This is a genomic window from Streptomyces sp. NBC_01465 (assembly GCF_036227325.1).
In the GTDB taxonomy this organism is placed as follows: Bacteria; Actinomycetota; Actinomycetes; order Streptomycetales; family Streptomycetaceae; genus Streptomyces.
This window is the reverse complement of sequence record NZ_CP109467.1, coordinates 5,666,718-5,684,175: the sequence shown is the minus strand read 5'-3', so window position 1 is coordinate 5,684,175 and position 17,458 is coordinate 5,666,718. Positions and strand designations below refer to the sequence as shown.

Annotated in this window: 18 protein-coding genes; 10 read left to right on the top strand and 8 right to left on the bottom strand. The window is 68.6% G+C overall.

What is annotated here, in order from left to right; all coding sequences use genetic code 11:
• Positions 1-20: 20 nt before the first annotated feature.
• The 3 genes from OG707_RS26830 to OG707_RS26820 all read left to right on the top strand — a co-directional run bounded on the left by OG707_RS26830 (position 21) and on the right by OG707_RS26820 (position 1,845).
• Positions 21-281, top strand: coding sequence for a UBP-type zinc finger domain-containing protein (locus tag OG707_RS26830; RefSeq protein WP_329122636.1), 261 nt, complete (start codon positions 21-23; stop codon positions 279-281).
• 221 nt (positions 282-502) lie between these two features.
• Positions 503-916, top strand: a complete 414-nt coding sequence (locus OG707_RS26825; RefSeq protein WP_206960663.1) for an anti-sigma regulatory factor — start codon at positions 503-505, stop codon at positions 914-916.
• Positions 917-930: 14 nt separating this feature from the next.
• Complete coding sequence (locus OG707_RS26820; RefSeq protein ID WP_329122631.1) at positions 931-1,845, top strand: RNA polymerase sigma factor SigF; 915 nt, start codon at positions 931-933, stop codon at positions 1,843-1,845.
• Between the two features lie 11 nt (positions 1,846-1,856).
• Here OG707_RS26820 and OG707_RS26815 read toward each other — a convergent pair whose 3' ends face one another.
• The gene (locus tag OG707_RS26815) at positions 1,857-2,291 is read right to left on the bottom strand and encodes a hypothetical protein (RefSeq protein WP_329122629.1); all 435 of its coding nucleotides are present in this window, start codon (positions 2,289-2,291) and stop codon (positions 1,857-1,859) included.
• Positions 2,292-2,362: 71 nt separating this feature from the next.
• On the opposite strand from OG707_RS26815, the gene OG707_RS26810 reads away from it, so the two are divergent.
• Positions 2,363-3,331, top strand: a complete 969-nt coding sequence (locus OG707_RS26810; protein ID WP_329122626.1) for a diacylglycerol/lipid kinase family protein — start codon at positions 2,363-2,365, stop codon at positions 3,329-3,331.
• Positions 3,332-3,650: 319 nt separating this feature from the next.
• Positions 3,651-3,908, top strand: coding sequence for a WhiB family transcriptional regulator (locus OG707_RS26805; RefSeq protein ID WP_004937597.1), 258 nt, complete (start codon positions 3,651-3,653; stop codon positions 3,906-3,908).
• 170 nt (positions 3,909-4,078) lie between these two features.
• On the opposite strand, the gene OG707_RS26800 is transcribed toward OG707_RS26805, so the two are convergent.
• Both OG707_RS26800 and OG707_RS26795 read right to left on the bottom strand, forming a co-directional pair.
• Complete coding sequence (locus tag OG707_RS26800) at positions 4,079-5,548, bottom strand: sensor histidine kinase (protein WP_329127985.1); 1,470 nt, start codon at positions 5,546-5,548, stop codon at positions 4,079-4,081.
• Positions 5,549-5,962: 414 nt separating this feature from the next.
• Positions 5,963-6,553 carry a TetR/AcrR family transcriptional regulator gene (locus tag OG707_RS26795; RefSeq protein ID WP_329122624.1) on the bottom strand — a complete coding sequence of 197 codons (591 nt, stop codon included), beginning with the start codon at positions 6,551-6,553 and terminating at the stop codon, positions 5,963-5,965.
• Positions 6,554-6,637: 84 nt separating this feature from the next.
• On the opposite strand from OG707_RS26795, the gene OG707_RS26790 reads away from it, so the two are divergent.
• Entirely contained in the window at positions 6,638-7,390 is a 753-nt protein-coding gene (locus OG707_RS26790) for an SDR family oxidoreductase (RefSeq protein WP_329122621.1), read from the top strand.
• A gap of 5 nt (positions 7,391-7,395) precedes the next feature.
• Here OG707_RS26790 and OG707_RS26785 read toward each other — a convergent pair whose 3' ends face one another.
• Complete coding sequence (locus OG707_RS26785; RefSeq protein WP_329122619.1) at positions 7,396-8,442, bottom strand: SIS domain-containing protein; 1,047 nt, start codon at positions 8,440-8,442, stop codon at positions 7,396-7,398.
• A gap of 155 nt (positions 8,443-8,597) precedes the next feature.
• Between OG707_RS26785 and nagB the strand changes: the two genes are divergently transcribed.
• Positions 8,598-9,383, top strand: coding sequence for a glucosamine-6-phosphate deaminase (gene nagB / locus OG707_RS26780; RefSeq protein ID WP_329122617.1), 786 nt, complete (start codon positions 8,598-8,600; stop codon positions 9,381-9,383).
• 66 nt (positions 9,384-9,449) lie between these two features.
• On the opposite strand, the gene OG707_RS26775 is transcribed toward nagB, so the two are convergent.
• From OG707_RS26775 to OG707_RS26760, 4 genes are all read right to left on the bottom strand, one after another.
• Positions 9,450-10,961 (bottom strand): glycoside hydrolase family 3 protein, encoded by a 1,512-nt coding sequence (locus tag OG707_RS26775; RefSeq protein ID WP_329122615.1) that lies wholly within the window; start codon positions 10,959-10,961, stop codon positions 9,450-9,452.
• Positions 10,962-10,970: 9 nt separating this feature from the next.
• Entirely contained in the window at positions 10,971-11,840 is an 870-nt protein-coding gene (locus tag OG707_RS26770; RefSeq protein WP_329122613.1) for a carbohydrate ABC transporter permease, read from the bottom strand.
• Positions 11,837-12,841: a carbohydrate ABC transporter permease gene (locus OG707_RS26765; protein ID WP_329122611.1), complete on the bottom strand. Its 1,005-nt coding sequence runs from the start codon at positions 12,839-12,841 to the stop codon at positions 11,837-11,839. The genes OG707_RS26770 and OG707_RS26765 overlap by 4 nt, the downstream gene beginning before the upstream one ends.
• Before the next feature lie 80 nt (positions 12,842-12,921).
• A complete protein-coding gene (locus OG707_RS26760) occupies positions 12,922-14,205 on the bottom strand; it encodes an extracellular solute-binding protein (RefSeq protein ID WP_329122610.1) in 1,284 nt (427 codons plus the stop codon).
• A gap of 305 nt (positions 14,206-14,510) precedes the next feature.
• On the opposite strand from OG707_RS26760, the gene OG707_RS26755 reads away from it, so the two are divergent.
• The 3 genes from OG707_RS26755 (at position 14,511) to mctP (ending at position 17,273) form a co-directional block, all read left to right on the top strand.
• Positions 14,511-15,275, top strand: coding sequence for a GntR family transcriptional regulator (locus OG707_RS26755; RefSeq protein ID WP_329122608.1), 765 nt, complete (start codon positions 14,511-14,513; stop codon positions 15,273-15,275).
• A gap of 106 nt (positions 15,276-15,381) precedes the next feature.
• Positions 15,382-15,651 (top strand): DUF3311 domain-containing protein, encoded by a 270-nt coding sequence (locus OG707_RS26750; protein WP_329122605.1) that lies wholly within the window; start codon positions 15,382-15,384, stop codon positions 15,649-15,651.
• Positions 15,648-17,273, top strand: coding sequence for a monocarboxylate uptake permease MctP (gene mctP, locus OG707_RS26745; RefSeq protein WP_329122603.1), 1,626 nt, complete (start codon positions 15,648-15,650; stop codon positions 17,271-17,273). Before OG707_RS26750 ends, mctP begins: the two co-directional genes overlap by 4 nt.
• Positions 17,274-17,458: the final 185 nt, after the last annotated feature.

Below are 17,458 nucleotides of genomic sequence, written 5' to 3'. Positions count from 1 at the left end.
TCCGTCGTAACCTGGCCATCATGAGCGAGTGCCAGCACACAGCCGAACTGCCGCGCCCCGAGCCCGCACCCCTGAACGACACCTGCCCGGAGTGCCTGGCTGTGGGATCGCACCCCGTCCAGCTGCGGCTCTGCCTGGTCTGCGGCCACGTCGGCTGCTGCGACTCGTCGCCGTTCCAGCACGCGACCCTGCACTTCAAGGAGACCGGTCACGCGGTGATGCGGAGCTTCGAGCCGGGCGAGAGCTGGCGCTGGTGCTTCGTCGACGGTTCGATCGTCTGACGCCGGGGTACGTCAACCCGACGCCCCCGCTTCACAATTGGGCCCGCAGACCCCTAGCCACTGTCCGTACCCGTAGGCTTACCATGAGTGACAGCCGCCGGGGCGGGAGTACCGGCCCACGACGACACGCGACCACGGATCGCGATAGCGTCACCGCGCATGGTTCCCGGAGAAGTGACTCCGGAGAACCCGAACGAGCTTGTGCCACCTTGGAGGTGAGGGTGTCCCCTATCGCAGGCGAGCCCGGGAATCAGGACTTCGTGGAAGTCCGGCTGCCGGCTGCGGGTGCTTACCTGTCGGTGCTGCGTACGGCGACCGCCGGCCTCGCAGCGCGTCTGGACTTCACCCTCGACGAGATCGAGGACTTGCGCATCGCGGTCGACGAGGCGTGCGCGATCCTGCTTCAGCAGGCCGTGCCCGGCTCGGTGTTGAGCTGTGTGTTCCGGCTGATCGACGACTCCCTCGAGGTGACCGTCTCGGCTCCCACGACCGACGGCCGCGCCCCGGAGCGCGACACCTTCGCCTGGACGGTGCTCTCGGCGCTCGCAGGACAGGTCGACGCCACGGTCGCCGAGGACCGTACGGTCTCCATCAGCCTGTACAAGAAGCGCGGCGCGGGACCCGGGCCGGCGTGAACGGGGACGGTCCGGTGAGGGACAAGGTGAGCTCGGGCTCGATCCCGGAGCAGCAGGCCCGGCCGCACCCGGTGGATGGACTTCTCGACGCCGCAGAGCAGGCGCAGGCAGAGCAGGCGGGTCCTATGAGCGAGCAGCAGCACGAGCACCACGAGCGGAAAGAACCACGCGATCCGCGCGACCGCAGTGCAGCGCGGGAGATGTTCATCGAGCTGGGCAAGCTTCCCGACGGATCGGCGGAGAAGGCCGAGCTGCGCAACCAGCTGGTGCGGATGCACCTGCCCCTGGTCGAGCACCTCGCACGCCGGTTCCGCAATCGCGGCGAGCCGCTGGACGACCTCACGCAGGTCGCCACGATCGGCCTGATCAAGTCGGTGGACCGCTTCGACCCGGAGCGCGGCGTGGAGTTCTCCACGTACGCGACACCCACGGTCGTCGGCGAGATCAAACGTCACTTCCGTGACAAGGGCTGGGCGGTACGGGTACCGCGCCGCCTCCAGGAGCTGCGTCTTTCGCTGACGACGGCCACCGCGGAACTCTCCCAGCAGCACGGCCGTTCCCCCACGGTCCACGAGCTGGCGGAGCGCCTCGGCATCTCGGAGGAGGAGGTCCTGGAGGGCCTGGAGTCGGCCAACGCCTACTCCACGCTGTCGCTGGACGTCCCCGACACGGACGACGACTCCCCCGCGGTCGCGGACACCCTGGGCGCGGACGACGAGGCGCTGGAGGGCGTCGAGTACCGCGAGTCGCTGAAGCCGCTGCTCGAGGATCTCCCGCCGCGGGAGAAGCGGATCCTGCTGCTGCGCTTCTTCGGCAACATGACCCAGTCGCAGATCGCGCAGGAGGTCGGCATCTCGCAGATGCACGTCTCCCGCCTCCTCGCCCGGACGCTCGCGCAGTTGCGCGAGAAGCTCCTGGTCGAGGAGTAGGTCCCAGCTCGCTACGCGTCGCGGGGGCCCGTGATGTCCAGGGCCTTCGCCGTCGCGGGATTGACCAGCAGGACGAGGCCGGTGACCGCGACGACGGCGAGCACGATGCCGGCGGGGATCAGCCCGTTCTCCGATTTCAGCAGGGTGTACGCCACCGGCAGCGCGATGATCTGCGTGATGATCCCCGGGCCCCGGCTCCAGCTCTTCTGCCGCAGCAGCCCGCGGGCCGCGATCAGCGGGATGAGCGCGAGCGCGATCAGTGTCACACCGGCCGTCGCGCCCGTTTCCGTACTGTTTCCGTCGACGGCGCCCCGGATCAGCAGGTACACGCCCGCGGCGACCAGGCCCGCCCCCTCCAGGCCGCAGAGGGCCGCTGCGTACGCCAGACGGCGGGGCCGGGGGGTCTCGGAGGTGTCGGGACGTTCGGGACTCTGCTCACTGCTCACCCCGGCAGCGTAACGGGCGTCTCGCAGGGCCGGACTGGGCCGGGTACCAGACGGTAGGTAATCTTCTGCCCATGCGCGCTCTCCTCGTGGTCAATCCTGCTGCCACCACTACCAGTGCGCGCGTACGCGACGTGCTCATCCACGCCCTCGCCAGCGAGATGAAGCTGGAGGCGATCACCACCGAGTACCGCGGCCATGCCCGGGACCTCGGCCGCCGGGCGGCGGAGAGCAAGGACATCGACCTGGTCGTCGCTCTGGGTGGCGACGGCACGGTCAACGAGGTCGTGAACGGCCTCCTGCACAACGGCCCCGACCTGGAGCGCCTGCCGGGCCTCGCGGTCGTCCCCGGCGGCTCCACCAATGTCTTCGCCCGCGCGCTGGGGCTGCCGAACGACGCCGTGGAGGCGACCGGCGCGATCCTGGATGCGCTGCGTGAGCGCAGTGAGCGCACCGTCAGCCTCGGTCTGGCGGCCGGTACGCCCGGCACGGAGGACGAAGGGGTCCCGGCGCGCTGGTTCACCTTCTGTGCGGGGCTCGGTTTCGACGCGGGCGTAGTGGGGCGGGTCGAACAGCAGCGGGAGCGCGGCAAGCGATCGACGCACGCGCTGTACGTACGTCAGGTCGTACGCCAGTTCCTGGACGAGCCGCGCCGGCGGCACGGTGCGATCACCCTGGAGCGCCCCGGCGAGGACCCGGTCACCGACCTCGTCCTGTCCATAATCTGCAACACCTCCCCCTACACCTACCTGGGCAATCGCCCGATGTACGCCTCTCCCGAGGCGTCCTTCGAGACCGCCCTGGACGTGCTCTCGCTCTCGAAGCTTTCGCCCACCGCGGCGGCTCGCTACGGCACTCAGCTGCTCACTTCCACACCCGAACGCGGTCCGCACGGAAAGCACGCAGTTTCCCTGCACGACCTCACCGACTTCTCCTTGCATTCCAAGGTTCCACTGCCGTTTCAGATGGACGGCGACCACCTGGGACTGCGTACGAGCGTGACGTTCACAGGCGTACGCCGTGCACTGCGTGTGATTGTGTGAGTGGAAGGGCCGAAAGTCCTTTAACTCGAACGTTTGGGCTGGGCTCCACCCCATGGAAGTACGGCTGTGACCTAGCCGACACCGAGGAATCCAAAAAAACTTCTCGGAAGGGGTTGTATCCGAAGCCGAGGTTTGCGAATCTCTTCATGGCGCTCGGAACGGCCCGCACCATCGGCCCCCTGAAGCACCGGAACCCCTCTACAAGCACAAGAGACGATGTCACGTCAAGTGACCTTCGACTCTTCACCTGCGGAGGGATTCGTGAAAGCGTTCACATTCACAAGCAACGTGCTTGAAACACCTAGGAGAGGTAGCAGCCATGGACTGGCGTCACAACGCCGTTTGTCGTGAGGAAGACCCGGAGCTGTTCTTCCCCATCGGCAACACCGGTCCCGCGCTGCTGCAGATCGAGGAAGCCAAGGCCGTCTGCCGCCGCTGCCCCGTCATGGAGCAGTGCCTGCAGTGGGCGCTCGAGTCCGGCCAGGACTCCGGCGTCTGGGGTGGCCTCAGCGAGGACGAGCGCCGCGCGATGAAGCGCCGTGCCGCTCGCAACCGGGCGCGCAACGCGACCGCCTGAACCACCCTGCACAGAGCCTGAGCCTGGCGGCGCGCGTACACAGCGTACGCATCACCGCCGCCCTTGAGCCGCAGCGCGCAGTACCCAACAGCGCAGTAGATCCACAGCTTTGAGCCCCGGCCCGAATCACTTCGGACCGGGGCTCGCTGCTGTTTCAGCAGGTCCGGCTCCTACTTCTGGGGCTTGACCGGGATGTCGAGTACGACGCGGGTGCCGCGCTCCGGGGCCGGAACCATGTCGAAGGAGCCGCCCAACTCGCCCTCCACCAGCGTCCGTACGATCTGCAGCCCCAGATTGCCGGCCCGGTGCGGGTCGAATCCCTCGGGCAGTCCGCGGCCGTCGTCCTGGACGGTGATGAGCAGCCGGGCATCGTCGCGGGAGCCTCCACCGCGTACGGCGGACACCTCGACCGTGCCCTGCTCGCCCTCTCCGAAGGCGTGTTCCAGGGCGTTCTGCAGAATTTCCGTCAGCACCATGGCGAGCGGGGTCGCGACTTCCGCGTCGAGTATTCCGAAGCGGCCCGTACGGCGGCAGGTGACCCGGCCCGGGGAGATTTCCGCGACCATCGCGATGACGCGGTCGGCGATCTCGTCGAATTCGACGCGCTCGTCGAGATTCTGCGAAAGCGTCTCGTGCACGATGGCGATCGAACCGACGCGGCGGACCGCCTCGTTGAGCGCGTCCCTGCCCTGTTCGGAATCCATGCGCCGCGACTGGAGGCGCAGAAGGGCCGCCACCGTCTGGAGGTTGTTCTTCACCCGGTGGTGGATTTCCCGGATGGTGGCGTCCTTGGTGATCAACTCACGCTCGCGGCGGCGGAGTTCCGTGACGTCGCGCAGAAGGACGAGCGAGCCGATCCGGCTCCCCTTGGGGGCTAGCGGGATGGCGCGCAGCTGGATGACGCCGCCGTTGCCCTCGACCTCGGTCTCGCGGGGCGCGTAACCGCTGGCCAGCTTCTCCAGGGCCTCGTCCACGGGGCCGCGGGAGGGGGCCAGTTCGGCGGTGAGCCTGCCGAGGTGCTGGCCGACGAGGTCGTGGGCGAGGCCCAGACGGTGGTAGGCGGAGAGGCCGTTGGGGCTGGCGTACTGGACGACGCCGTCCGCGTCGAGCCGGATCATGCCGTCGCCGACACGGGGGGACGCGTCCATGTCGACCTGCTGGCCGGGGAAGGGGAACGACCCCGCCGCGATCATCTGGGCCAGGTCGGAGGCCGACTGAAGGTAGGTGAGCTCCAGGCGGGAGGGGGTGCGGACGGTGAGGAGGTTGGTGTTGCGGGCGATGACACCGAGGACGCGGCCTTCGCGCCGTACGGGAATCGACTCGACCCGGACGGGCACCTCCTCGCGCCACTCGGGATCGCCCTCGCGCACGATGCGCCCCTCGTCGAGGGCGGCGTCGAGCAGCGGCCTGCGGCCGCGCGGGACGAGATGGCCGACCATGTCGTCCTGGTACGAGGTGGGGCCCGTGTTGGGCCGCATCTGCGCGACGGAGACATAGCGGGTCCCGTCCAGGGTGGGGACCCACAGGACGAGGTCGGCGAAGGACAGGTCGGAGAGCAGCTGCCACTCCGAGACCAGCAGATGGAGCCACTCGAGGTCGGTGTCACTCAGAGCGGTGTGCTGGCGGACGAGGTCGTTCATGGAGGGCACGCTGCGAGCGTACCTGTCGAAAATAGGGTCGTCGCACGCATGGACAGGGCGAATGGTCTAGTCCACAATGGCTGCGGTAAAGCTTCCGCTCTCCCCGCACAGGAGAGCGGAGACGAGGTACGCGGCGCTCTCTGCCCTGACTGCGCCAAGTCCTCCCCCTCGGCCGGCGGACCGCACATCCAACGGCCGATGTAGCTCCGGGCTGCGGTGTCGGCCGGACGGGCTGAGGGTCCCGTCCGATCAGACGCCGCGGCCCGAAGTGTTTTCACCTCTTCCGGACGCGCCTCTCGCGAGCTTCGGCCCCGGGGGGCCTCAGCGGCTTCGAGCCGCTGCGCCGGCCTCCGGCCGGCCGTGCCGATCACGGCCGGCACTTCACCGCGGGCCCGACCCGTCACCCGTCACCTGTCACGGCCAGGCGAGCATCGCCATCTCCGCCACCCGCGCCAGCTCCTCCCCGCTCGCCCCGTCCCGCGCCTGCAGGGACATGCCCTGGAAGACCGCCGCCACGTAGCGCGCCAGGACTCCGCAGTCCGTGTCCGCCGGGAGTTCGCCCCGGTCGACGTCCGCGCGGATCGCCTTCTCGAAGCGGCCGATGTTGATGTTGCGCATGTCGCGCAGGTCCTGCTCGACCTCCGGCGTCGTGCAGTTGGTCGCCGCCGAGATCACCATGCAGCCCGGCGGGTGCCCGGGCTCGGTGAAGAATCCCGCCGCCTCTCGCAGCACGCGTGCGAACGCCTCGCGGGCCGTGGGCTCCTCCTCGATCGCGACGACGACGAAGGCCCCGTGGACCTCTCCGTAGACCTGCACGACCTCGTCGAACAGCGCCTTCTTGTCGCCGAAGGCCGCGTACAGGCTGGGCGCCCCGATGCCCATCGCGCGGGTCAGGTCCGCGATGGAGGTCGCCTCGTACCCGTGGCGCCAGAAGGCCGTCGTGGCCTGTTCCAGGGCTGCGTCACGGTCGAAGGAGCGGGGCCGGCCGCGCTGTTTCGTTGCCATGCCGTCGATTCTATAGCGGTCGATAGAAAATGTGGGGTACGGTCTTTTCTGTAACGACCGCTAGAGAAGTGGGGAGGCGTCGCCATGGGCACGCTCACGGGCAGGACGGCACTGGTCACGGGCGGCAGCCGGGGCATCGGGCGCGGAATCGCCGAGCGGCTCGGCCGCGACGGGGCGACGGTCGCCGTGCACTACGGATCCAACGAAGCCGCCGCCAAGGAGACCGTTGCGGCCATCGAGGCAGAGGGTGGATCCGCCTTCGCGATCGGCCAGGAGCTGGGCGTTCCGGGAGACGCCGCCGCCCTCTGGGAGGCCTTCGACCGGCGGGCGGACGGACTCGACATCCTGGTCAACAACGCGGGCATCGGAGCGGCGAACGGTTTCGGCACCATCGAGGAGGCCGAGTACGACCGGATCTTCGCGGTGAACACCAAGGCCCCCTTCTTCCTGGCCCAGTCCGGCGCCGAGCGGCTGCGGGACGGCGGCCGCGTCATCAACATCTCCACCGGGCTCTCGCGGGCCGCGCTGATGCCCGACACGATCGCCTACGCGATGGCCAAGGGCGCCCTGGACGTGTTCACCAAGTACCTGTCCAAGGTGGTGGGTTCACGCGGGATCACGGTCAACACGGTCTCCCCCGGCATCGTCGACACCGACATCAACGCGGACTGGCTGCGCGCGAGCGACGAGGCGTGGGAGCAGGCCGCCGCGTTCTCCGCGCTGGGCAAGGTGGGCACCGTCTCCGACATCGCGGACGTGGTCGCCTTCCTCGCCTCGGACGACGCCCGCTGGGTCACGGGGCACTGGATCGACGCGACGGGTGGCTCGCTGGCGTAACGCGGTCAGCGGGTCTCGGTGACCTTGGCCAGGGCCCTGGGTGCGTCGGGGTCCTGGCCGCGGGCGATCGTCACCTCGTACGCCAGGAGCTGCAGCGGGAGGATCTCAAGGAGCGGCTGGAGCTCCTCGGGGACGCCGTCCGTCGGCAGGACGAAGCCCGCGGAGGCCGCGTCGACCTGGTACTTCGGGCCGATGACCACCAGGTCGGCGCCGCGCCCGCGCAGCCGGTCGAGGACCGGCTGGAGCGCATCGCCGCCCGAACCGTCGGTGACGACCGCGATGACCGGCGAGACGTTGTCGACCATGGCGAGCGGGCCGTGGAGCAGGTCCGCGCCCGAGTAGGAGAGCGCGGGGATGTAGCTCGTCTCCATCATCTTGAGCGCGGCCTCCTTGGCGGTCGGATAGCCGTAACCGCGCGAAGTGATCACCATCCGGCCGGCGAAGCGGTAGCGGGCGGCGAGCAGCCGTATCTCGTCCTGGCGGGCCAGGACCGCCTCGGCCAGCTCGGGCAGATTGCGGGCGGCGGCCCCGTCGCTGCCGCGCAGCCCCTCGGCGAAGAGGTAGAGGGAGAGCAGGGACGCGGTGTACGTCTTGGTGGCGGGCAGCGCCTTCTCCGGGCCCGCCAGGATGTCGATGTGGTACTCGGAGACCGCCGCCAGCGGCGAGTCCGCGTTGTTCGTGACGGCGAGCGTGATCGCACCGGCCTCGCGCGCGGCCCGGGTGGAGGCGACCAGGTCGGGCGAGCCGCCGGACTGGCTGACGACCACGACCAGGACGTCGCGCAGGTCGGGCCGGGCGCCGTACGCCGTCGTCGTCGACATGGAGGTCAGCCCGCAGGGCAGGCCGAGCTTGATCTCCAGCAGGTACTTCGCGTAGAGCGCCGCGTTGTCCGAGGTGCCGCGCGCGGTCAGCAGCACGAAGCGCGGGTGCCGGGCCGCGATGGCGTCCGCGGTCTCGCGGATCCTCGGCGCTCCCTGGTCCAGGATCCGCCGCAGCACCGCCGGCTGCTCCGCGATCTCCGCGGACATGATCCTGCCAGGCTGCTCGGACATCGCGACTGCCTCCAAATGGCTGCCTCTGAATGGGTCCCGGGAGCCTTCCCAGTCGACCATGGGAGCAGACGCAGCCGCCAGCCGGAGCGCGTCAAGCTCTGCTAGATTGGTCTATACCACAGTACGCTCCCACTCTTCAGATCGGCAGGCCCAGCGTGGAAGTTGTCATCGTCCCGGACGCCAAGGCAGGCGGCGAACTCATCGCGGAGGCCATGGCCTCGCTGATCCGCCGCAAGCCCGATGCTCTGCTCGGCGTTGCGACCGGCTCTACCCCGCTGCCCATCTACGAGGCCCTGGCCGCCAAGGTCGCCTCCGGCGCCGTGGACGCCTCGACGGCGCGGATCTGCCAGCTCGACGAGTACGTCGGGCTGCCGCAGGGCCACCCCGAGTCGTACCGCTCCGTCGTCCTGCGCGAGGTCGTCGACCCGCTCGGTCTCACCCCGTCCTCCTTCATGGGCCCCGACGGCTCGGCCGAGGACGTCCAGGCTGCTTGCGAGGTGTACGACAAGGCCCTCGCGGACGCGGGCGGCGTCGACCTGCAGCTGCTCGGCATCGGCACGGACGGGCACATCGGCTTCAACGAGCCGTGCTCCTCGCTCTCCTCCCGCACCCGGATCAAGACGCTGACGAACCAGACGCGCGTCGACAACGCGCGCTTCTTCGACAACGACATCGACCAGGTCCCCCACCACGTCATCACCCAGGGCATCGGCACCATCCTGGAGGCCCGCCACCTGGTGCTCCTCGCCACCGGCGAGGGCAAGGCGGACGCGGTCGCGGCGACGGTCGAGGGGCCGCTGTCGGCTCTCGTACCGGCATCGGCGCTGCAGTTGCACCGGCACGCGACGGTCGTCGTGGACGAGGCGGCGGCGTCCAAGCTGAAGCTGGCCGAGTACTTCCGCGCGACGTTCGCGGCGAAGCCGAGCTGGCAGGGCCTGTAGGACCCCGTACGCAAGGGGCCCGGACACCATCGCGGTGTCCGGGCCCCTTACGTGTTGCCGTACAGGCTAAGAAGCGACGACCTCCGCCGCCGCCCGCCCGCAGACGCGTGCCGCGCCGTGCGTGGCGATGTGCAGGGCGCCGCGCGGGGTTGCCTGCGGTACGCCCATCTCGACCACGACCGTGTCCGGCCGGGCGGCGATCAGTGCGTCCAGTGCGGCGGCCATCCAGGGGTGGCGGTGCTCGTCGCGTACGACGGCGACGATGCGGCGCCCGTCCGCTGCGGCCAGGACCGCCTCCGCCGTGGTGTCCGCGCCGTACGTCCCGGTCGCGGTGCCCGGCAGCAGCTCGGCCAGTTCGGCGGCGATGCCCCAGGGGGTCTCGTCGCCGACGGCGATGTTGGCGACGGGCGTGAAGGCGGCGACGTACGGAGCCGAACTCAGCGGCGTGTGGCCTTCGTTGACGGTCACCTTCAGCGCGCGGCGGGCGGCGACCAGGCCGATCTCGTTCTCGTTGCCGGGCGCGGTCCCCTCCTGCACTGCCGCGCCCGGCTCCGATGTCTCCCTGCTCTGCTGGGTCCACGCGGCGAGCGCGCGGACCCGTGCGGCGGCGTCGGCCAGCCGCTCTGCGGGAAGTTCACCGCTGCGGACGGCTGCGACGAGCGCATCCCGCAGCGAGAGGACCGTCTCCTCGTCGGCGAGCCCGCCGCCGACGCAGATGGCGTCGGCGCCGGCCGCGATGGCCAGCACCGATCCGCGCTCGATGCCGTACACGGCGGCGATGGCCTGCATCTCCATGCCGTCGGTGACGATGAGCCCCTCGTAGCCGAGCTCGCGCCTGAGCAGTCCGGTGAGGATGCGCGGGCTGAGCGTGGCCGGGTGCTCGGCGTCGAGCGCGGGCAGCAGGATGTGCGCGCTCATCACGGACTTGGTCCCTGCGGCGATCGCGGCCCGGAACGGGACGAGTTCGCGGGCGTGCAGGGTCTCCATGTCCGCGTCGATGCGGGGCATCGCGTGGTGGCTGTCGACGGCGGTGTCGCCGTGGCCCGGGAAGTGCTTGGTGCAGGCGGCGACGCCGGCGGCCTCCAGGCCTTCGACGTACGCGGCCGTGTGCCGGGCGACCAGGGCGGGGTCGGCGCCGAAGGACCGTACGCCGATGACCGGGTTGTCCGCGTTGGAGTTGACGTCCGCGGACGGCGCCCAGTTGAGGTTCACCCCGCACGCGGCGAGGCGGCGGCCGAGCTCGTGGGCGACGGCCCGGGTCAGGTCGGGGTCGTCAACGGCGCCGAGGGCGAGATTGCCCGGGAAGGAGGAGCCGTTACGGACCTCCAGGCGCGTGACGTCGCCGCCCTCCTCGTCGATGGCGACGAGGATGTCGTCCCGCTCGGCGCGCAACTGCTGGGTGAGCGCGGCCAGTTGCTCGGGCGATTCGATGTTGCGGCCGAAGAGGCCGACGGAGGAGAGGCCTTCGCGGATCTGCCGCAGCAGCCACTCGGGCGCGGTCGTCCCGACGAAGCCGGGCTGGAGCACCGCGAGGGCGTCGCGGGTCAGCGTGTCAGTGCTGGATGCGATCGTGGTCATGGAGGGGCGTCATCCCTTCACGGCGCCGGCCGTCAGACCTGCGGCCATCTTGCGCTGGACGAGGAGGAAGAGGATCACCACGGGCACAGCCATCATGGTGGAACCGGCCATCATCGGGGCGTACTCGGTGCCGTGCTGGGTGGTGAAGGTCGACAGCCAGACGGTGGCGGTCTGCTTCTGCTGGCTCAGCAGCATCAGAGCGTAGAGGTACTCGTTCCACGCCTGGATGAAGCCGTAGACGGAGGTGGCGACCATGCCCGGGGCGAGCAGCGGGAAGACGACGCGGATGAAGGCGCCGGTCTTCGTGCAGCCGTCGACCATCGCGGCCTCTTCGAGCTCCTTGGGGATGTTGACGATGAAGCCCCGGAGGGTCCACACCGTGAACGGGAGGATGAAGGTGAGGTACGTGATGATCAGGCCGGTGAGCTGGTCGTACTGACCGAGGTCGTTCAGCAGCAGGAAGACCGGGATGATCATGGCGACGAGCGGGACCATCTGCACCGCGAGGATGCCGACGATCACGATCTTGCGGCCGCGGAAGGCGAACCGGGAGATGGCCAGGGCGGCCAGCAGACCGACGACCAGGCCGATGGCCACCACCGAGAGCGAGACGATCGCGCTGCGGCCGATGGGGCCCCAGAAGTCGGAGATGTTCAGCGCACGGTCGAAGTTCGCCAGGGTGAAGGTCCTGGGGAAGAAGTGCGGGTTGGGGTCGATCGCGTCCTTGGCCGGCTTGAACGCCGTGTTCAGCATCCAGTAGACCGGGAAGCCGACGACGACGAAGACCAGGATGCCGATGACGTTCCAGCCCAGCTTGGACTTGCGTCGGCGGGGGGCCTTGAGCTTGGCGGCTGCGGGTGCCGCTGTCGTGGTCGTCACTCCACGTCTCCGATCTTGAGCATCTGGCGCATGTACACGGCGACCACACCCAGCAGGAGCAGCACGGTGATCAGGGCGATCGCCGACCCCTGCGAGTAGTCGTTGACCACGAAGGCCTTCTCGTACGAGTACGTGGTGAGCAGCTGGAACTCAGCCTCGGGGTGGCCGTTTCGCATCACGAACACCTGCGGGAACACCCCCATGTCCCAGATGACCGAGAGCGTCGCGAGCATCACGAGGATGGGCTTGAGGATCGGCAGCGTGACGTGGCGGAACACGCCCCAGCCGCCCGCTCCGTCGAGGCGCGCGGCCTCTTCGAGCTCCTTGGGCACCTGGGTGAGGCCGGCGTTGATGGTGATGACGACGAACGGGACCGCTCCCCACACCACCAGGATCATGATGACCGCGAGGCCCTGGGTGCCGCTGGCGAACCAGTTGTGGCCGTTGAAGTCCACGCCGGGGATCTTGCTGAGGACGTAATTGAAGACCCCGTACTGGGAGTCGAACATCCACTTGAAGATGGTGACCGCGACGATGATGGGCATGCCCCAACTCGCCACGAGCGCAATGTTGATGAGCGTCTTCACCCAGCCCGACACGCGCTGGAGAAGCAGCGCGATGAGCATCCCGAGCACCATCGTCAGCACGACGGCCGAGAGGGCGAACACGATGGTGCGGACGACGACGTGCCAGAACTCGCTGTCGCCCAGGACCGTGGAGAAGTTGTCGAAGCCGACCGACTTCGTCGGCTGGAAGCCCCAGAGCTGGGACTGTCCGAACTTCTCGAAGGAGAGCCGGACCAGCCGGTAGAGCGGGTAGCCGAGGACGAGGGCGAGGACGAGCAGACAGGGCGCGAGCAGCGCCCACGGCACTGCGGCGCTCGTCGAGACGCCCTTCTTGCCCTTCTTGCCCTTCTTGCCAGGGCCTCTCGTTCCGGAGTCCGGCGATGGCGAGCGCCGCTGCGGCGGCACCTTTGCGGTAGTTGTCTCTGCGGCACTCATCGCGTGCTCCTCAACGATCCCTTTCGTGCGTACGGGCAGCAGGGCGGGCCCGTTGAGTGTCAACGGGCCCGCCCGTCAGGTCACTTGGTGTTGATGACCTTGTCGATGGCGGCGTCTGCTTCCTTCGCAGCGTCCTCCACCGACTTCTTGCCCGTACCGATGGCCTGCAGCATGGTCTGCAGGACCTGGGCCTTCTCGACCTGGCCCCAGCCCGGCGCCATGGGAACGAACCAGCTGTTCTCGGCGGCGGCCGCGTTGACGGCCGTCTTCGGGTCGTTCTTCAGCGGCGCGAGGTCCGTCTTGTTGTTGGGCAGGTTGCCCTTGCCGACGAGAACCTTCTGGCCGCTCGTGCCGGTGAAGGCGTTGATCCACTCGGCCGCGACGCCCTGCGCCTTGGACTTGACCGGGACGGCCAGGTCGGAGCCACCGAGGAAGACCGGGATGGCCTTGCCGGACGGGCCGGGCATCGTGAAGGTCTCGAGCTTGTCGGCGATCTTGCCGACCTTGTCGTTCTCCGGAAGGGCAGCGGTGCCGCCCTCCCAGCCGGCGCCGAAGATCAGGGCAGACTTGCCCTGGCCGTAGACGATCGGACGGTCGGACTCGTCCTTCGTCTTGTCGCCCTTCATGTACTTGTCGACGACGCTCTTGAACTCGTTGAGGCCCTTGATGGACTCCGGCGAGGAAAGGTTGCCCTTGAACTGGCCGCCCTCCTCCTTCGCGATGGAGCCGCCGGCGTCGTAGATGAAGGAACCGGCCGCGTACCAGTCACGGGTGGGCTGGTACCAGGCGCTGAACTTGTCGCCCTTCTTCGCCTGGATCTTGTCCAGGTCGGCGGTCAGCTCGGTGTACGTCTTCGGGACGGCGGTGATGCCGGCGTCCTTGGCGATGTCCTTGCGCCACGTGGCGACACGGCCACCGGCGTAGTACGGAACACCGTAGGTCTTGCCGTCGTACGTGGCCGAAGCCTTCAGCCCGTCAAGCCAGTTGGCGGAGTTGTCGAACTTCGAGGCGTCGAGCTCGGCGAACGCGCCCTTGATGACGTAGGGCAGCATCTCGGTGTTGCCCATCTCGACCACGTCCGGAGCCTTGTCCGTGGCGAGTACGGCGTCGAGCTTGGCGTTCTTGTCCGGCCAGCCGTAGTACTCGTGCGTGATCTTGATGCCCGGGTGCTTGGCCACGATCGCGTCGTCGGCGGCCTTGACCAGCTCCGGCCAGTTCTTCTGAGCGTCGACCGTGAGCCAGACCTTCAGGGACTTGACGTCCGAGCCCTTGGCGTCGGTGCTCTTCTTGTCGTCGGATCCACACGCAGCGATGCTGACCAACATGCCCGCAACGCCGATAGCCGCGATGAGCTTGCGCTTCACGACACCCTCCTCAGGGATGCAAGAAACTTCCCCCCACCACCCGAGAACGCCGTTCCGCCGCAACAACCATGCGGCGTGTACTGCCCGTGAGGCTGGGACCTGGTCTTTAATGGTTTAGACCAGTACCGGGAGCTTGGCCTAGACCTTTAGGGGTGTCAAGGGTGTATAAGAAGGCCTGTCGCGTCCGTTATCGGACCGACACCTGCGGGAGGCCGACGCCCTGACAGCGCACCGTGCCACCATGTGAGCCGCAACAGACGGAGGAGCCGGTGACGGCAGCAGCGCAGCACTCGGAGAGGCAGGCCATGGGCACTGACGGGGGTAGTACGGAGAATGAGGGCACGACGCCCGGGCGTACTGCGCGCGTGCCCAAGTACTACCGCCTCAAGAGGCACTTGCTCGACATGACCGAAACGCTCCCGCCCGGCACGCCCGTGCCGCCGGAGCGCACTCTGGCCGCCGAGTTCGACACCTCGCGCACGACGGTGCGCCAGGCGCTCCAGGAGCTCGTCGTCGAGGGCCGCCTCGAGCGCATCCAGGGCAAGGGCACCTTCGTCGCGAAGCCCAAGGTCTCGCAGGCCCTCCAACTCACCTCGTACACCGAGGACATGAGGGCCCAGGGTCTCGAACCCACCTCGCAGCTCCTGGACATCGGCTACATCACCGCCGACGACGCACTGGCCGGGCTGCTCGACATCACGGCCGGCGGCCGCGTCCTGCGCATCGAGCGTCTGCGCCTGGCGAGCGGCGAGCCGATGGCGATCGAGACCACACACCTTTCGGCCAAGCGCTTCCCCGCGCTGCGCCGTTCCCTGGTGAAGTACACGTCGCTCTACACGGCCCTGGCCGAGGTCTACGACGTACGGCTCGCGGAGGCCGAGGAGACGATCGAAACGTCGCTGGCCACACCGCGCGAGGCGGGGCTGCTCGGGACGGACGTGGGGCTGCCGATGCTGATGCTGTCGCGGCACTCGATCGACGAGCGGGGCGAGCCGGTGGAGTGGGTGCGGTCGGTCTACCGCGGCGACCGCTACAAGTTCGTGGCGACCCTGCAGCGGCCCAACGACTGAGGTTGATGCCATTCCGGTATGCGGACGGGGGTTCCGCCGGGCGGAACCCCTCGCTTAGATTTCCTGCGCATTACAACAGGTGATCAGCGAGGGGACGGAACACCACATGCCGGAAGAGAAGCCACCACCACCCACCGTCACGCCGGTGCGCGTGATCATCGCGCTCTGCCTGATCGCGCCTTTTGTGGCGATGCTCTGGGTGGGCTCGTACGCGAAAATCGACCCGACCTTCATCGGCATCCCGTTCTTCTACTGGTACCAGATGCTCTGGGTCCTCATCTCGACCGCGCTCACGATGGTCGCGTACAAGCTGTGGCAGCGTGACCAGCGCGCCCGCAAGGCCGACTCGGCCCGCACGGAAGGCGCGTCCTCATGAAGACCGGCGTCAACGGCGTCGCTCTCGGCGTCTTCATCTTCTTCTTCCTGGCCGTCACGGTCATCGGGTTCATGGCGGCGCGCTGGCGCAAGGCCGAGAACGAGGAGAGCCTCGACGAATGGGGCCTGGGCGGACGGTCGTTCGGGACCTGGGTCACCTGGTTCCTGCTCGGCGGCGACCTGTACACGGCGTACACCTTCGTGGCGGTCCCTGCGGCGATCTACGCGGCGGGCGCGGCGGGCTTCTTCGCCGTCCCCTACACGATCCTCGTGTACCCGCTGATCTTCACCTTCCTGCCGCGCCTGTGGTCGGTCTCGCACAAGCACGGCTACGTCACCACCTCCGACTTCGTGCGCGGCCGCTTCGGCTCGAAGGGCCTGTCGCTGGCCGTCGCGGTCACGGGCATCCTCGCCACGATGCCGTACATCGCGCTCCAACTGGTCGGCATCCAGGCGGTACTCGACGTCATGGGCGTCGGCGGCGAGAGCAGCAACTGGTTCATCAAGGACCTGCCGCTGCTGATCGCCTTCGCGGTGCTCGCGGCGTACACCTACTCGTCGGGGCTGCGCGCGCCCGCGCTGATCGCGTTCGTCAAGGACGGCCTGATCTATCTGGTCATCATCGTCGCGATCATCTACATCCCCATCAAACTGGGCGGATTCGACGACATCTTCGCGGCGGCGGGCAAGAAGTTCGCGACGCTCAACCCGGCAACGGGCAAACCGATCGGCGGACTTGCCCCCGGTGAGGCGGGCCAGTGGGGCTACGCGACCCTCGCCCTCGGCTCGGCGCTCGCGCTCTTCATGTACCCGCACTCGATCACGGCGACCCTGTCCTCGCGCAGCCGCAACGTGATCCGCCGCAACACCACGATCCTGCCGCTGTACTCCCTGATGCTGGGCCTGCTGGCCCTGCTCGGGTTCATGGCGATCGCGGACGGTATCAACGTCAAGAACGGCCAGCTGGCGATCCCGCAGCTCTTCGAGAACATGTTCCCGGACTGGTTCGCGGGCGTGGCCTTCGCGGCGATCGGCATCGGCGCACTGGTGCCGGCGGCGATCATGTCGATCGCGGCGGCGAACCTCTTCACGCGCAACATCTACCGCGACTTCATCAAGCCGGACGCGACCCCGGCCCACGAGGCGAAGGTCTCGAAGCTGGTCTCGCTCCTGGTGAAGGTGGGGGCGCTGGCCTTCGTCCTGACGATGGACAAGACGGTGGCGATCAACTTCCAGCTGCTGGGCGGGATCTGGATCCTCCAGACGATGCCGGCGCTGGTCGGCGGCCTGTTCACGCGCTGGTTCCACCGCTGGGCGCTGCTGGCGGGCTGGGCGGCCGGCATGGCGTACGGAACGGCCGCCGCGTTCGGTGTCGCCTCGCCGACGCAGAAGCACTTCGGCGGCTCGTCGAAGGAGATCCCCGGGATCGGGGAGATCGGCTACATCGGCCTGACGGCGTTCGTCCTGAACGTGGTGGTCGTGCTGGTCCTGACATTCGTCCTGAAGGCGGCCAAGGCCCCGGAGGGCGTGGACGAGACGTCCCCGTCGGACTACACGGCGGACGCGGGCGACAAGGGCGTCCAGATCGACCTTCCCCCGGCGACAGCGCACTCCGCCCACTGACCCAACGGGCAACACCCGCACGGGCCGTCACAGCCCCCGAGAGGGGCGCTGCGGCGGCCCGCGTGCGTGGGGTTCGCCCCTCGGCGGACTTGATTTTGCCGGTGTCGCATCAGAACGGACAGCAAGCGGCCATTGAGTAACCCCCACCCACGCCAACCACCTCCGCGAGAGCGGCGCCGGTTTAG

Excerpts from the sequence above, each read along its gene's own strand:
- OG707_RS26775 (WP_329122615.1), bottom strand. The coding sequence starts at position 10,961 with ATGACCACGATCGCATCCAGCACTGACACGCTGACCCGCGACGCCCTC.
- OG707_RS26785 (WP_329122619.1), bottom strand. The coding sequence starts at position 8,442 with ATGTCCGAGCAGCCTGGCAGGATCATGTCCGCGGAGATCGCGGAGCAG.
- OG707_RS26805 (WP_004937597.1), top strand. The coding sequence starts at position 3,651 with ATGGACTGGCGTCACAACGCCGTTTGTCGTGAGGAAGACCCGGAGCTG.
- OG707_RS26800 (WP_329127985.1), bottom strand. The coding sequence starts at position 5,548 with ATGAACGACCTCGTCCGCCAGCACACCGCTCTGAGTGACACCGACCTC.
- OG707_RS26795 (WP_329122624.1), bottom strand. The coding sequence starts at position 6,553 with ATGGCAACGAAACAGCGCGGCCGGCCCCGCTCCTTCGACCGTGACGCA.
- OG707_RS26750 (WP_329122605.1), top strand. The coding sequence starts at position 15,382 with ATGCCGGAAGAGAAGCCACCACCACCCACCGTCACGCCGGTGCGCGTG.
- OG707_RS26810 (WP_329122626.1), top strand. The coding sequence starts at position 2,363 with ATGCGCGCTCTCCTCGTGGTCAATCCTGCTGCCACCACTACCAGTGCG.
- OG707_RS26790 (WP_329122621.1), top strand. The coding sequence starts at position 6,638 with ATGGGCACGCTCACGGGCAGGACGGCACTGGTCACGGGCGGCAGCCGG.
- OG707_RS26830 (WP_329122636.1), top strand. The coding sequence starts at position 21 with ATGAGCGAGTGCCAGCACACAGCCGAACTGCCGCGCCCCGAGCCCGCA.
- mctP (WP_329122603.1), top strand. The coding sequence starts at position 15,648 with ATGAAGACCGGCGTCAACGGCGTCGCTCTCGGCGTCTTCATCTTCTTC.
- OG707_RS26755 (WP_329122608.1), top strand. The coding sequence starts at position 14,511 with ATGGGCACTGACGGGGGTAGTACGGAGAATGAGGGCACGACGCCCGGG.
- OG707_RS26765 (WP_329122611.1), bottom strand. The coding sequence starts at position 12,841 with ATGAGTGCCGCAGAGACAACTACCGCAAAGGTGCCGCCGCAGCGGCGC.